Consider the following 14,364-nt stretch of genomic DNA (forward strand, 5'->3'; position numbering starts at 1 on the left):
TTGCCAGAAATGCCGGTGCGACGGACAAGCCCGGCCCTACTGTCGAACCGGCACAGGCTGGCGCGCGTTGCCTTCCGAGCCGAGACTGTCGCCGCATGAGTTGGACGGAGCACCTGAGCGATGAGCTGGAACCCCACCCTGACGCCCGGAAACCCCGACGAGATCGGGCTGGACAGCATCGAGACGGTGATCGTGCCGCGCGCCCGCGACATTGGCAGCTTCGAGGTCCGGCGCGCCCTGCCCGCCCCCGAACGCCAGATGGTCGGCCCGTTCATCTTCTTCGACCAGGCCGGCCCGGCGGAGTTCCTGACCGGCGACGGGATTGATGTCCGCCCGCATCCCCATATCGGGCTGGGGACGGTGACATATCTCTATCAGGGCGATTTCCACCACCGCGACAGTATCGGCACCGATCAGGTGATCCTGCCCGGCGCAGTGAACTGGATGGTGGCGGGCAAGGGGGTCACCCATTCCGAGCGCACATCAGCCCAGGCACGGCGCGGGCCGCACAGCCTGTTCGGCATCCAGACCTGGATCGCCCTGCCCGAGGATCGTGAGGAGATGGACCCGATTTTCGAGCATCACGGCAAGTCCGATCTGCCCGAAATCGAGGCCGAAGGCGTCAATGCAAAGCTGATCCTCGGCAGCGCCTACGGCCAGAAGGCCCCGGCGACGCTGTATTCCGAGACCTTCTATCTCGACGTGACACTGGCGGCGGGGGCGCGCTTCCCCCTGCCCGACGATCACGAGGATCGCGGCCTCTATGTCACCGAAGGCTCGGTCAGCATCGCGGGCGACGAGTTCGAGGCCGGGCGAATGATGATCTTCCGCCCCGGCGACCGGATCACCGTGGCGGCCGGGCCACGGGGTGCGCGGCTGATGGCGCTTGGCGGGGCGACGATGAACGGGCCACGCTATATCTGGTGGAATTTCGTGGCCTCCAGCCGCGACAAGATCCGCCACGCGCGCGAGGAATGGCGCGCGGCGGATTGGGGTCAGGGCCAGTTCGACCTGCCGGTCGATGACAAGGAGGAATATGTCCCCGCACCCGAGCCGATCCGGGGCCAGGCGGTGCCGCGCAAGGGCGAATAGCGGCGGGCCGCGCAGGGGTGAACCGGCCCGGCCCGCGCCTGCGCGCGCGAAGGCTCAGCGCCAGCCAAGCCCCGGCGCGACATGGCGCAGGATGCTGTCGAGCACGTGGACATTGTACTCTACGCCGAGCATGTTCGGCACGGTCAACAGCAGCGTATCGGCCTCGGCAATGCCCTCATCCTCGCGAAGCTGTTCGATCAGCCGGTCCGGCTCATCGGCATAGCCGCGCCCGAAGACGGAACGGGTCTGATCGATGATGCCAACCTGATCGCTTTCCTTGCCGCCGCGGCCGAAATACATCCGGTCCTCCGGCGTCATCAGCGCGAAGATCGAGCGGCTGACCGAGACGCGCGGTTCGCGTTCGTGACCGGCCGCTTTCCACGCCTCGCGATAGGCGCGGATCTGTTTGGCCTGCTGGATGTGGAAAGGTTCGCCCGTCTCGTCGGTCTTCAGGGTCGAGCTTTGAAGGTTCATCCCCATCTCGGCTGCCCACCGCGCCGTGGCGTCCGAGGCCGCCCCCCACCAGATCCGGTCGCGCAACCCCTCGGAATGCGGCTCCAGGCGCAGAAGCCCCGGCGGGTTGGGGAACATCGGCTGCGGGTTGGGCTGCGCGAAGCCCTCGCCGTCGAGCTGTTGCAGGAAGACCTCGGCATGGCGGCGCGCCATGGCGGCATGATCCTCGCCCTCGCCGGGCTGATAGCCGAAATAGCGCCAGCCATCGACCACCTGCTCGGGCGAGCCGCGGCTGATCCCCAGTTGCAGACGCCCGCCCGAGATCAGATCGGCCGCCCCCGCATCCTCGACCATGTAGAGCGGGTTTTCATAGCGCATGTCGATCACGCCCGTCCCCAGCTCGATGGTCGAGGTCCGCGCCCCTGCCGCCGCCAGAAGCGGAAAGGGCGAGGCAAGCTGGCGGGCGAAATGGTGGACGCGGAAATAGGCGCCATCCACGCCGATCTTCTCCGCCTCCACCGCCAGTTCGATCGACTGGGTCAGCACATCGGCGGCGGTCTTGACCTGCGATCCGCGCTCGGGCGACCAGTGGCCAAAGGACAGGAAACCGATTTTCTTCATCGTCACACTCCGCATATCTCGCCGGACAAGCCCGGCTGTGTCGAGGCCGATGTAGTCACGCGACCCGCGCGGCTTCAAGCCGTGCATGGCCGGGCTGCGCCGGTCGCAGAGAGCGTGCGTTCCGAGGAGACATGGTCGGGGCGATAGGATTCGAACCTACGACCTACGGTACCCAAAACCGTCGCGCTACCAGGCTGCGCCACGCCCCGACGGGCTGCTTCTAGCGGCTGTTTCGCCGGGAAGAAACCCCTATTGACACGGTGCTGCGGCCTGCTGCGGATCAAGCGCGGGATGGGCCATCGCCATGCCGGGTTCGAGGCCAAGCCGCGCCGCCTCGCCGCCGGCGATTTCAAGCACCATCAGCCGTTCGGGGTTGGGATCATCCGCCGTTGCACCGGGGATCGGCGTCAGGTCCAGCGGGATGGCATTGGGGTGGATATGCCGGATCGTGCCGGTCCGGTCGAGGAAGATCAGGTCGAGCGGGATCAGCGTGTTCTTCATCCAGAAGGACGCTTCGCGCGGGGCCTCGAAGATGAACAGCATCCCCGACTTCTCATCGAGGGAGTCCCGGTTCATCAGCCCCTGCGCCCGTTCCGCCGGATCATCGGCGATCTCGACCTGCACGGAGAGGTCGATCGCCGGAAACCGCGCAATGTCGGCGCTGCACATCGTATCGGCACGTGCAGAGACCGCCGGCAAAAGCAGCGCCAGCGTGGTCGCCATCATCGAGAAGCCGCGCGGCATGCGCATCACGCGTCCCCGTGATCCCGGCTGCCTTTTTCCCAGGGCGCAATCTGCGCCGCCATCAGGCCGCGGCGCCCATCGACGACGCGCAGCGCCACCGCCTCGCCCACGCCCAGATCGGACAGGCCGGAATGGCGCAGCACCTCGCAATGCAGAAACACGTCGCCGGGCTGGCCGAACAAATTGGCAAATCCGAAGCCCTTGCCCTTGTCGAACCATTTCACCCGCGCCGGCAGGAACGGCAATGTCTCCAGCATCTCGGGCGAGGTGTCCGCCAGATCGCTGATCGGCGGCGCGCCGTCGCTTTCCGGCGGTTCGATGGACAGGATCCGCACGGCCTGCAATCCGCGCGAGGTGTGCTGCACCAGCACCTTCACCCGCGCGCGATCGGCCACGGAGCCCTGCCCGAAATTGCGCAGAACATTCGTGTGGAGGAGAATATCCGGACCCGCATCGTCACTGATGATGAATCCAAAACCCCGCGTGGGATCGAACCATTTTATCGACCCACTGACCTCGGTAACCAAACTGTCGTCAGCTATTGTCATACTACGGCTTTACGTTGACCTCAGCCCATTCTGGGCCGTGTACGATTGTTACGTTTACCCAGCGATACTCACACAACTTGGCCATCCCGTCCTCTATAAAACGCATTAATTGACGTAACGTAAGGCTATTACAACCCCATACATTTCAATCATATAGGGAAGATGCAGCACTAAGGAAACAATCTATTTACTTCCCAGCGGGCGGAAAGGTCAGATTCGGTGTCCTGTTTTCCCCCGACTTGTACCCACCTGAAACGGTCATGCAAGCGAAACGCGCCGTCAGCCCAGAACTCGATCTGGGTCGGTGCAATCCGGTAACCGCCCCAGTGTTTCGGCCGCGCCGGCGCGGTGCCGTGCAGCGCACCCTGGCGCGCCACCTCCAGCATCAGCGCTTTGCGCGAGGAGAGCGGCCGGCTCTGCTGCGACGCCCAGGCCCCGATCCGGCTCTGCAAGGCGCGGCTGTTGTAATATGCATCCGCCGCCGCCCCCTCCTCGCGGGTGACGCTGCCGCGCACCCGGATCTGCCGGCGCAGGGATTTCCAGTGCATCACGAAGGCGGCCTTGCCCGCCGCCTCGATCTGCTGGCCCTTGGCACTCTCGTAATTGGTGTAGAACACGAACGACCCGCCGCCCTGCCCGTCGGAGTCGATGTCCTTGAGCAGCACCATGCGCACATCCGGCATCCCGTCGGCGTCCACCGTGGCAAGCGCCATCGCGCTCGGATCGTTGGGTTCGGCCTCCTGCGCCTCGGCCAGCCAGGCCCGTGCAATCGCGAACGGATCGTCGCCGGCGAATATACCATCGCGTGCGCTCATGCTTGATGCCTCCCGGGGTTTCGCCTAATCCTGCCCAAAAGGTAGAATGGAGAGGGGCATGTCAAGCAGCGAACGCCAGGGGCTCATGGCAGGGCGGCGGGGCCTCATCATGGGGCTGGCCAACGACAAATCCATCGCCTGGGGGATCGCCAAGGCGCTGTCCGATCAGGGCGCGGAGATCGCGCTGTCCTATCAGGGCGAGGCGATGAAGAAGCGCGCCGAACCGCTCGCGGCCGAGCTGGGCTCGACGCTTCTGTTCGATTGCGACGTGACCGACGAGGGCTCCGTGGCGCAGATGTTCGCGGCACTCGGCGAAAGCTGGGGGCAACTGGATTTCCTGGTCCACGCCATCGGCTATTCGGACAAGAGCCAGCTGCGCGGCCGCTACGCGGAAACCACCCGCGACAATTTCCTCAAGACGATGGACGTGTCGGTTTACTCCTTCACCATGGTCGCGCGTCATGCCGGCGCGATGATGGGCGCGGGCGGCAGCATGGTGACGCTGACCTATTACGGCGCCGAGCGGGTGATGCCCCATTATAATGTCATGGGCGTCGCCAAGGCCGCGCTCGAGGCATCGGTGCGGTACCTGGCCGAGGATTTCGGCAAGGACGGCATCCGCGTCAACGCGATCAGCGCCGGGCCGATCAAGACGCTGGCGGCCTCCGGCATCGGGGATTTCCGCTATATCCTGAAATGGAACGAGCTGAATTCGCCGCTGCGCCGCAACGTCACGCAGGACGAGGTCGGCAATTCCGCGCTCTACCTGCTGTCGGATCTGGGCAGCGGCGTCACGGGCGAGACCCATCACGTCGATGCCGGCTATCACCTCGTCGGCATGAAGGCGGTGGATGCGCCCGATATCGACGTGGTGTCGGGCCGCAAGGAGGGCTGAGCTTCTGGACGGGATCGAGCCCTATCTGGCCCTGATCGGGCTGATCTCGGTCGCGCTGCTCTCGCCCGGTCCGGCGATCGTGGCGGCGATCCAGACGTCCTTCTCCCGCGGCCGCGATGTCGCGCTGCCTTTCGGGATCGGGCTGGCCATCGGCGCGTCTTTGTGGTGCGTCTTCGCGCTTGGCGGGCTGTCGCTGCTGTTCGAGAGTTTTCCGCCGCTCTATCACGCGGTGAAGATCCTGGGCGGGCTCTATATCGTCTGGTTCGCCTGGGGTCTGTGGCGCAGCGCATCGGATCCGCTGCCCGAGGCGGCGGAGAAGAAATTCGGTCGCGGCTTCTTCGGCGGTGTGCTGCTGAACCTGTCCAATCCCAAGCCGGCGCTGTTCTATGCGGCGCTGATCCTGCGGCTGTTTCCGGGCCAGCTCACCCTGACCCGCAGCGGCTCGATCTACGCGACCGCGGTGGCGACCGAGCTGTTCTGGTATGTGGTCGTAACGCTTGCCATGTCGACCGCGATGATGCGGCGGCGCTATTTCGGGGCGAAGTTCTGGATCGACCGGGCCGCCGCGCTTGCGCTATTCCTGCTGGGCATCCTGCTGATCTTCAAGAGCTGAGAGAGACCATGACCGATTCCGACCGCCTCCCGCATGAAAAGGGCTTCCATGTAAGCTGGGACCAGTTGCACCGGGATGCGCGCGCCCTGGCTTGGCGGCTCGACGGGACCGAATGGCGCGCCGTGGTGGCGGTGACGCGTGGCGGCATGGTGCCCGCGATGATCGTCGCGCGCGAGCTGGACATCCGCACCATCGACACGATCTCGGTCCGGTCCTATCGCGGCGTCGCCACGACGGCCGGACAGGGCGACCTGGAGGTGCTGAAAGAGCCCGATGCGGCGCTGATGGGCGACGGCGAGGGGATCCTGGTCGTGGACGACCTGGTCGATTCCGGTCGCACGCTGGAACTGATCCGCGCCATGTATCCGAAGGCGCATTTCGCGACCGTCTATGCCAAGCCCAAGGGCAAGCCGATCGTTCAGAGCTATGTGACCGAGGTCAGCCAGGACACGTGGATATTCTTCCCCTGGGACATGGCGCTGCAATATGTGCGGCCCTATCGCGGCGACGACTGAGAGGCGCGGGCGGGCAGATCGCGCGGCTCAGAATTGCCTGCCCGAACCTGCCAATTCAGCACCAACAAACAAAAGTTAAGAATGGGAACCGAAACTGCTTGGTGCGGATTGGTTGCGTGATGCGGATGCCCGTCGGCATTCGTGAAACGCTGAGGAGATATCAGATGCGTAAGTTTCTTCTGACCACCGCCCTTGTGCTCCCGCTTTCGGGCATGGCCTTCGCGCAGGACGCGGACACAGCCGCCGAAGACACCATGGAAGATGCCGCCCAGGCGACTGAAAACGCGGCCGAATCGGCGGCGGATGCGGCTGGCGACGCGGCGGATGCCGCGGGTGACGCGGCTTCGGACGCGGCCGACGCGACCACCGATGCAGCCGGCGATGCGGCGGATGCCGCCGGTGACGCCGCGGCGGATGCTGGCGATGCGGCGGAAGACGCTGGCGACGCCGCGGCCGACGCAGCCGACGCCGAGACCGAGACCATGGACGCGGATGCGACGATGGAGGCCGACTCCGATATGGCGGCCGAAACCGAGATGGAAGGCGACGCTGCCATGGAGGCTGATCCCGCCATGGAAGGCGACGCGGCTGCAGATCCGGGCGCCAGTGCCGAATCGATGGACGCCGAAGCCGCGGCTGAAGACGCGGAAGCCGCTGCGATGGAAGCCGAGATGGCCAACAGCGACAAGATCGCCCGCGAGCAGTCCGGCAACGAGCTGCGCGTTGACTGGATCACCGGCGCCTCGGTCACCTCGCCCGACGGCGACAGCATCGGTGACGTCAACGACATCATCGTGGACAGCGAAAGCGGCAGCATGATCGCCGCGATCGTCGGTGTGGGTGGTTTCCTGGGCATTGGTGAAAAGCAGATCGCCCTGCCTTGGGACCAGCTCACCATCAATTACGACGCCGAGGAAATCACCTCGGAGCTGACTCAGGAAGAAGCCGACGCGGCACCGGAATACGTGTTCCGCGAGCGTGAGAGCGCCCCGGCCCCGGCTGGCGCGACGGACGGCATGGCGACCGATCCCGCGGCCGATCCGGCGATGGCCCCGGCCGACCCGGCTGCGGCTCCGGCCGATCCGGCTGCGGCAGACCCGGCTGCGGAACCGGCGGCTCCGGCCAACTGACCCGGTCGATTGCCGAAGCGATGAAGGGCGGCCGCGAGGCCGCCCTTTTTCCATGCCGGTGCCTGTCCTGGCGTCAGAATTTCAGCGTCTGCCCGTCATAGGATTCGAACACCCCGGTCGTCTCCATGCTCAGCGCAGAGAAGCGCTCGACCAGCCCCGACACCGCCTCATCGACCGAAATATCCGCCGCCTCGCTGCCCATGCGCGTGCGCACCCAGCCGGGATGATAGATCCCGACCGCCACGCCCTCCGGGCGCAGATCCGTTGCGAGATTGCGGTCAATATTCAGCGCCGCCGCCTTCGAGGCGCGATAGGCCAGGCTGCCGCCCGGCGCGCGCCAGTCCGACCCCATGGCCGAGGAGATGATGGCGATGCGTCCGCGCGACTGCCTGATGGCCGGCAGCAGCGCCTCGATGGTAAGGAACACCCCGGTGGCATTCACCGCGAAACTGTCCTGAAACAGCCGGGCGTCATAACCGCCATCGAGCGGCGCGCCCTTGTCCAGATAGACCCCGGCATTGCAGATCAGCAGATCGACCGGGCCGTCCCCGACCGCCTCGGCCATCGAAGCGACCGATGCCGGATCGGTGACATCGCAGCCGATCAGATCGCCCGACGGCTCCCGGCTCGTGCCCAGCACCTCCTCGCCGCGCATCGTATATGCGGATTTCAGGCCTGCGCCGATGCCCCGATTTGCCCCCGTGATGACGATCCGCATGCGATACCTCCCGGATGTGACTGATTAACCATTGCCCCGCACGAATCGCGCGGCCTCTTCTGCCGCGCGCTGAAGGGCGCGGGCCTTGTTCACGGTTTCCTGGAACTCGGCCTCCGGGTCGCTGTCGAAGACCACGCCGCCGCCCGACTGGATATAGAGCTGGCGGTCCTTGATGACCCCGGTGCGCAGCGCGATGCACATATCCATCTCGCCATTGGCCGAGAAATAGCCGACAGCGCCGCCATAGACGCCACGCTTTTCGGGCTCCAACTCGTCGATTATCTCCATCGCGCGGACCTTGGGCGCCCCCGACACGGTCCCTGCGGGCAGACCGGCCAGCAGGGCCGACAGCGCATCCTCGCCCTCGCGCAGCTCTCCGACCACGTTGGAGACGATATGCATAACATGGCTGTAGCGCTCGATCACGAATTTCTCGGTCGGGCGCACCGTGCCGGTCCTGGCCACCCGCCCCACATCGTTGCGGCCCAGATCGAGCAGCATCAGATGCTCGGCCAGCTCCTTCTGATCGGCCAGAAGATCAGCCTCGAGCGCCCGGTCCTCGGCCTCGTTCGCGCCACGCGGGCGGGTGCCGGCGATGGGGCGGATGGTGACCTCGCCGTCGCGCAGACGGACGAGGATCTCGGGGCTCGCACCGACAATCTGAAACCCGCCCTCCTCCGGGGCGAGGTTCAGGTAGAACATGAAGGGCGACGGGTTGGTGCGCCGCAGGCTGCGATAGAGCGAAAACGGCGGCAGCGGGAAATCGAGCGCCCATCGCTGCGCCGGAACCACCTGGAAAATGTCGCCCGCGCGGATATAGTCCCGCGCGCGCTCGACCGCCGCCAGATAGCCCGCATGGGTGAAGTTCGAGCGCGGGGCGCCGATCTCGTGGCTGTGGCCCATCTCGCGCGGCTCATGCGGCAGCCGGTCGAGGCTGCGCAGCGCCTCGGTCAGCCGTTCGGCGGCCTGCGCATAGGCGGCGCGCGCCGGAACGCCGTCAACATGCCAGACCGGCGCGCAGAGCGTGACCTCGCCCTTCACCCCGTCCAGAACCGCCACGACCGAAGGCCGGGTCAGGATCGCGTCGGGCAGGTTCAGCGGGTCGGGATTGACGTTGGGCAGATCCTCCACCAGCCGGATCATGTCGTAGCCCAGATAGCCGAACAGCCCCGCCGCCGCCGCCGGCACACCGCCGGGCATGTCGATGCGGCTCTCCGCGATCAGCGCCCGCAGACTGTCGAGCGCCGGGCGCGCGTCATCGGAGAATGCATCGGAATAGCGCGCCTCGCGGTTGATCCGCGCCCGGCCCGCGCGGCATTCCCAGATCAGATCCGGCTTCATGCCGATCATGGAATAGCGGCCGCGCAACTCGCCGCCGGTGACGCTTTCCAGCACGAAGCTGTTCGGCGCGGCTTCGGCCAGCTTCAGCATCAGGCTGACCGGCGTGTCCAGATCCGCCGCCAGCCGCAGGGTCAGCAACTGGTTCTGCCCGGCCTCCCAGCCGGGGCGGAACCCGGCGAAATCCGGGGCGATCTGCATCGTCATAGCTGCGATTCGACCGCTGCGATGGCAGACTGATCCAGCGACAGCCCATTCGCAGACAGGACCGCGCGGGCAAAATAATCGAACAGATCGTTCTGCAGCGAGGCCCCGATCCGCCCGGTCACGCTGTCCGACACGTCCTGGGCCAGTTCCCCCTCCAGATCGGCCGGCGCCACCCGATCGACGCGGATCAGCGCCACGCGGTCCCCGGCTTCAAGCACTTCGGTCTCGCCCTCTTCCAGCTTGAACGCCTCGGCCACGAGGTTCTCGGGCGCCGTCTCCAGATAGCCGTCGCGCAAGAGCCCGGTCTCGCTGGTCCATTCCGGCGCGGGCAGCGCGTCACTGGCCGCCGCGCGGCGCGAGGTGGCAGAGGTCTCGCCCGGTGCAGCCGCCGTTCCGCCCGCCTGCGGGGCGATGTCGTCGGGTTGCTGGTCGGCCGGAACCGCATCGGCCAGGCTGCGCGGCGCGGGCATGGTTTCCGAGACGGCGCGCAGCTTCATCTCCTCGGCGATGGCCAGAAGCTGACGCCGCGCCTCTGCCTGCGCCCAATCCTCGGCCACCCGGTCGCGCACCTCCTCGAAGGGGATCAGCGTGGGCGGGACCACCTCGTCAAGCCGCAGCGCGAACACGCCGCCATCATCCAGCTCGAACAGTTCCGGGTAATCCTCGGCGGTGACGGCGGCGGCGCGTTGCCGGAAGGCGGTATAGCCTCCGATCTCGCCCGGCACCGGCTCGTTCTGTGCCGTCCAGTCCAGCTCACCGATCTGCATGTCGGTCTCGGCCGTGACATCCTCCAGCGTGGCCCCGCCGGCGAGCAGATCCTCGATCCCTGCCGACTGGTCCGCGATCAGGCGACGCGCCCGGTCCGCGGCGGCTTCCGCGCGCAGGTCGGGCAGCGCCTCCTCGAAGCTGATATTGACCGGATCGAGAATGGCATTCACCGCGAACAGCGCCGGGCCGAGATCGGTCTCGACCGGGCCGACGACGCCGTTATCCTCGGCGGCGAACACCAGCTCGCCGCCCGCCCCAAGCTCCGATTCGGTCAGCTCGCCCAGTTCGGTGTCGGCAAGGCTCAGCCCCCGCTCGCCGGCGACCTGCTCGAAATCGGCCTCGCCCGCGTCGATGCGTGCCTTGGCGGCCTCGGCGGCCTCCATGCTTTCAAAGACCAGCCGTCCGACCAGCCGACGCGCGGGCTGGTTATAATCCGCATCGCGCGAATCGTAGACCTCACGCAGCGCCGTTTCGTCCAGCTCCACCGTCTCGGCCAGCATCTCGGGCGTGAGCCAGGCATAGGTGATCCGCCGGATCTCGGGCGCGGTGAAGCTGTCGGCATTGGCCTGATGCCACGCCTTCAGCGTCTCTTCGTCAGCCGGGCTGACCGGGGCGGGCAGATCTTCGGCGGTCAGCTCGGTCCAGGAAATATCGCGGCGTTCCAGCATCCACCGGGCGGTCTGCGCGACCTGGGCGGGCGGCGGCGTCACCCCGGCCACCACCGCCTGTTCCAGGATCTGGCTGGCCATGTCGCGGCGCATGTCGGATTCGAACTCCTCCTCGTTCAGGCCCTGCCGCCGCAGCAACTCGCCATAGGCCGCCCGGTCGAACCCGCCCGGACCTTGGAAGGCGGGGGCGGCGGTGATCGCCTCCGCCACCACACGATCCCCGACCGAGACGCCGGATTTCCGCGCCTCCTCGGCCAATGCGGCCGAGTTCAGAAGCTGCGCCTGCACCGCCTGGGTCAGCCCCATGCTGCGCGCATCCTCGATGCTCATCCGCTGGCCGGTCTGCCGCGCGATGGCGTCGATCTGGTTGTTTAGCACGCGGGCATAGCTCTGCGCGTCGATCTCGGTCTCGCCGACGCTGCCGATCTCGGTCGAGCCGCCGGAGAAGCTGGTGACGCCGAACCCGCCCAGCCCCAGCAGCAGCATCCCCATCAGGATCCAGACGATTGTGGATTTGCCCTTGGTGCGCAGGCTGCTCATGCGTGATCTTCCTTCTCAGCGTCTGGCTGCGGTTTTAGGCTGCGACCCGGCCTGCTTCAAGGGAGGCTCTGCCCCGAAAAATCAGCGATCCGCTCGGCCATCCGCATAAGCGCCGGCCCATCGACATTGGCAAAGGCCACCCGCAGGTGACGCTGGCCCTGCCCCTGAGGCATGAACATCGTCCCTGGCAGCATCAGCACGGCGGCCTGGCGCACCAATTCACGCGCCAGGTCGTCGGATGGCATCTCGAATGGATGTTCCAGCCAGGCGAAATAGGCCCCCGAGGAGACCACCCGCCAGCCCGGCATCTGCGCCGCGGCGCGCAGCATCCCGGCCCGGCGGTCCAGGATCGCGCGCCGCTCATCGGCCAGCCAGCCCCCCAGGTTCCGCAGGCCCCATTCCGCGCCGATCTGGCCGATCTGCCCGGTCGAGATGGCGACGGTGTCGAGAAACTTCTCCATCTCCGCCAGCCGCGCGGGGCTGGCGATGACCGCGCCAACCCGGTGGCCGGTCAGGCGAAACGCCTTGGAGAAGCTGTAAAGCTGGATCAGCGTGTCATCCACACCGCCTGCCAGCAGCCGGTGCGGCGGCCCGCTGCGGCTGTCGAAGTCGCGATAGGTCTCGTCCAGAATCAGCGCCAGCCCGTGCTGCCGCGCGAGATCATGGAATTCGGCCAGCGTGGCCGCGGGATATTCCGCGCCGGTCGGATTGTTGGGGCTGACCAGCACGATGGCGCGGCTGCGGCTGGTGATCCGCGCCGCGGCATCCGCCGCGCGGGGGACCATATCCGCGCCACATGGCAGCGGCACGGCGGTGATGCCCTGCATGTCCAGCCACATCTTGTGGTTGAAATACCACGGCACCGGAATGATGACTTCGTCCCCCGCCCCGGCCAGCGTCGCAATGGCCGCGCAGAAGGCCTGGTTGCAGCCCTGGGTGATCGCCACACCGGTGGCGTCAACCTCTGCGTCGTAGAATCGCTGCCAGCTTTCGGCCAGGGCGCGGCGCAGATCGGCATTGCCCAGCACCGGGCCGTAGAGATGCGCCTCCGGCCGGTTCAGCGCCGCATCGGCCAGCACCTCGCGCAAGGCGCGGGGCGGCGGATCGACCGGCGCGGCCTGGCTGACATTTATGAGCGGACGCGCGGGCGGAAAGCTGATCCCCTCGAGCCAGCGCCGCGCCTCCATCACGGGCGGCGGGAAGGTCGCGGCCAGGGCTGGGTTCAGCGGCGTCATGGCGCCCCCGAAAGCGGCAGGCTGGGCACCGACAGATCCGGCGCGCGGTTTCGGCCGGTGGCCGGTGCGGGCGGATCGGCCGGGGCGGGTGCAGGGATGGGGGCGGCCGTTGCAGGCGGATCGGTTGCCTCCGTCCCGTCCGACGGGCCACTGGCATCCGACGCGGAGCCCGCATCCGGCGCGCGCCCGTCCGGCATGGTGTCATTGCCGTCTTGCGTGCCGGGAGATCCCGCCACGACGCTCACCGCCGCTTCTTCAACGGACGGCTCACCATCATCCGCCTCTTCGGCGGGTGGCGGCGGCGGGGGCACGGTTTCGCGGCGCGGATCGGGCGCTTGCAGCGCCGGAACCGCTGCCCGGCGGGTGCCCTGCCCGGCCCCGCCGGATTGCGGCACGATCTCCGGTTCACGGGGCGGGGCCTCGGCGGTGGCGGTGCTGGTCTGGGCCTGAGGAGTATCCGTCGGGTCCCCGGATGGCCGCGATTCGGCCTCGGGCCCGGCAGGCGCGTCGGGCCGCGAGGATGCGGCGGTCTGCGGGGCCGTGTCCTCGGCAGGAAGGGAGAGCGCATCCTGCTCTTCAGGCGCGACCGGCGCGCTGCGCGAGGCGATGGCGGGTTCCGCATCCTGCCCCGGCGGAATCACGCGGTCGGGGACGGGGGCCGGGCGTGGCGGGTCGATGTCGCGGCCGGGCGCATCGGGGGCGGTCTGTGCCTCGGCGGCCGAGACCGGCGTTCCGGTTTCTGCCTGGGGTTCGGGGCGGTTTGCCGGTCCCGTCGCGGGCACGGGAGCGTCTTCGGCATTCGGCACGGCGACGACCGGCGCGGTGCTGAGCGATGCGGCCGGCGCCTGGCTTGCCGATGGCAGGGCGGGCGGCAGATCCTCCGCACGGGCAAATTCCGAGCCCGCGGGCGGGCGCATCTCGGTCGTGGCCGCGGCGGTGGCCGGGTCGGATGGCACGGCGGATAGCGGCTGAACCGCCTCCGGTCCGTCCGCGTCTTCCGTGACAGCGATGGCGGGCGGTTCTGTCGAGACCGGCTGCGGCAGTGTCTCCCCTGCCTCCGCCTCTGCCTCTGCCTCCGCCTCTGCCTCCGCCGCAGGCGCAGTCCCCGCGCCGTCCGACGCATCCCCGGCGACGGTCACGGCCGGGGCGGACGGCGCCGGGTCGCTGGCACCCCCCGCCGCGTCATTCACCTCGCCCTCAGCAGCCTGCTGCGGCGCAGACCCGCCCTCGGACGCAGCCCCGGAGGACGCCGGATCCACCGGCGCGGACGGCGGCACGGACAGTGCGAGCGCAGCCATCGCCGCCACGCCGATCAGCGCGCCATGCCACGCGCCACGCCCGAATCCGTCCGATCTCTCCATCCCTGCCCCATTTCTGCCGCCGCCCGGCTTGCCCCGCGCGGCCATTTCGCACATCTATAAGACCTGATCCCGCCGGGTTCACCCCTAATCGCCACGGACTGAC

General features: G+C 67.7%; 14 protein-coding genes and 1 tRNA gene. 5 read left to right on the plus strand and 10 right to left on the minus strand.

Features of this window, described 5'->3' with window-relative positions; translation table 11 throughout:
* The first annotated feature begins 120 nt into the window (after positions 1-120).
* Positions 121-1,092, plus strand: coding sequence for a pirin family protein (locus BLT73_RS05870; RefSeq protein ID WP_090521701.1), 972 nt, complete (start codon positions 121-123; stop codon positions 1,090-1,092).
* Between the two features lie 54 nt (positions 1,093-1,146).
* Here BLT73_RS05870 and BLT73_RS05875 read toward each other — a convergent pair whose 3' ends face one another.
* The 5 genes from BLT73_RS05875 to pdxH all read right to left on the minus strand — a co-directional run bounded on the left by BLT73_RS05875 (position 1,147) and on the right by pdxH (position 4,273).
* On the minus strand, positions 1,147-2,166 hold the full coding sequence (locus BLT73_RS05875) for an LLM class flavin-dependent oxidoreductase (protein WP_090521703.1): 1,020 nt from the start codon (positions 2,164-2,166) through the stop codon (positions 1,147-1,149).
* Positions 2,167-2,298: 132 nt separating this feature from the next.
* Positions 2,299-2,375, minus strand: a tRNA-Pro gene (locus BLT73_RS05880).
* Positions 2,376-2,415: 40 nt separating this feature from the next.
* Positions 2,416-2,916 carry a DUF192 domain-containing protein gene (locus tag BLT73_RS05885; RefSeq protein ID WP_245727102.1) on the minus strand — a complete coding sequence of 167 codons (501 nt, stop codon included), beginning with the start codon at positions 2,914-2,916 and terminating at the stop codon, positions 2,416-2,418.
* Positions 2,916-3,458, minus strand: a complete 543-nt coding sequence (locus BLT73_RS05890; protein WP_176804944.1) for a cold-shock protein — start codon at positions 3,456-3,458, stop codon at positions 2,916-2,918. The genes BLT73_RS05885 and BLT73_RS05890 overlap by 1 nt, the downstream gene beginning before the upstream one ends.
* A 170-nt stretch (positions 3,459-3,628) precedes the next feature.
* Positions 3,629-4,273: a pyridoxamine 5'-phosphate oxidase gene (gene pdxH, locus BLT73_RS05895; RefSeq protein ID WP_090521704.1), complete on the minus strand. Its 645-nt coding sequence runs from the start codon at positions 4,271-4,273 to the stop codon at positions 3,629-3,631.
* Positions 4,274-4,331: 58 nt separating this feature from the next.
* Here pdxH and fabI point away from each other — a divergent pair, with 58 nt between their 5' ends.
* Genes fabI through BLT73_RS05915 form a run of 4 tightly spaced genes read left to right on the plus strand, consistent with a single transcriptional unit; the run spans position 4,332 to position 7,426 of the window.
* Complete coding sequence (gene fabI / locus BLT73_RS05900; protein WP_090521705.1) at positions 4,332-5,168, plus strand: enoyl-ACP reductase FabI; 837 nt, start codon at positions 4,332-4,334, stop codon at positions 5,166-5,168.
* Positions 5,125-5,781, plus strand: a complete 657-nt coding sequence (locus tag BLT73_RS05905) for a LysE family translocator (RefSeq protein WP_090521707.1) — start codon at positions 5,125-5,127, stop codon at positions 5,779-5,781. Before fabI ends, BLT73_RS05905 begins: the two co-directional genes overlap by 44 nt.
* Before the next feature lie 8 nt (positions 5,782-5,789).
* On the plus strand, positions 5,790-6,296 hold the full coding sequence (gene gpt, locus BLT73_RS05910; protein ID WP_090521708.1) for a xanthine phosphoribosyltransferase: 507 nt from the start codon (positions 5,790-5,792) through the stop codon (positions 6,294-6,296).
* Entirely contained in the window at positions 6,233-7,426 is a 1,194-nt protein-coding gene (locus tag BLT73_RS05915; RefSeq protein ID WP_143025632.1) for a PRC-barrel domain-containing protein, read from the plus strand. Before gpt ends, BLT73_RS05915 begins: the two co-directional genes overlap by 64 nt.
* Positions 7,427-7,499: 73 nt before the next feature.
* On the opposite strand, the gene BLT73_RS05920 is transcribed toward BLT73_RS05915, so the two are convergent.
* From BLT73_RS05920 to BLT73_RS05940, 5 genes are read right to left on the minus strand one after another with little or no spacing between them, the layout of a single operon-like run.
* Positions 7,500-8,144 (minus strand): SDR family NAD(P)-dependent oxidoreductase, encoded by a 645-nt coding sequence (locus BLT73_RS05920; RefSeq protein WP_090521710.1) that lies wholly within the window; start codon positions 8,142-8,144, stop codon positions 7,500-7,502.
* 24 nt (positions 8,145-8,168) lie between these two features.
* Complete coding sequence (gene trpE, locus BLT73_RS05925) at positions 8,169-9,683, minus strand: anthranilate synthase component I (protein WP_090521937.1); 1,515 nt, start codon at positions 9,681-9,683, stop codon at positions 8,169-8,171.
* 2 nt (positions 9,684-9,685) lie between these two features.
* A complete protein-coding gene (locus BLT73_RS05930) occupies positions 9,686-11,665 on the minus strand; it encodes a peptidylprolyl isomerase (RefSeq protein ID WP_245727104.1) in 1,980 nt (659 codons plus the stop codon).
* Between the two features lie 56 nt (positions 11,666-11,721).
* Positions 11,722-12,900, minus strand: a complete 1,179-nt coding sequence (locus BLT73_RS05935; protein WP_090521711.1) for an aminotransferase — start codon at positions 12,898-12,900, stop codon at positions 11,722-11,724.
* Complete coding sequence (locus BLT73_RS05940) at positions 12,897-14,261, minus strand: hypothetical protein (protein WP_143025633.1); 1,365 nt, start codon at positions 14,259-14,261, stop codon at positions 12,897-12,899. Before BLT73_RS05940 ends, BLT73_RS05935 begins: the two co-directional genes overlap by 4 nt.
* Positions 14,262-14,364 lie beyond the last annotated feature (103 nt).

Source organism: Paracoccus isoporae, from assembly GCF_900101865.1.
Taxonomy (GTDB): Bacteria; Pseudomonadota; Alphaproteobacteria; order Rhodobacterales; family Rhodobacteraceae; genus Paracoccus; species Paracoccus isoporae.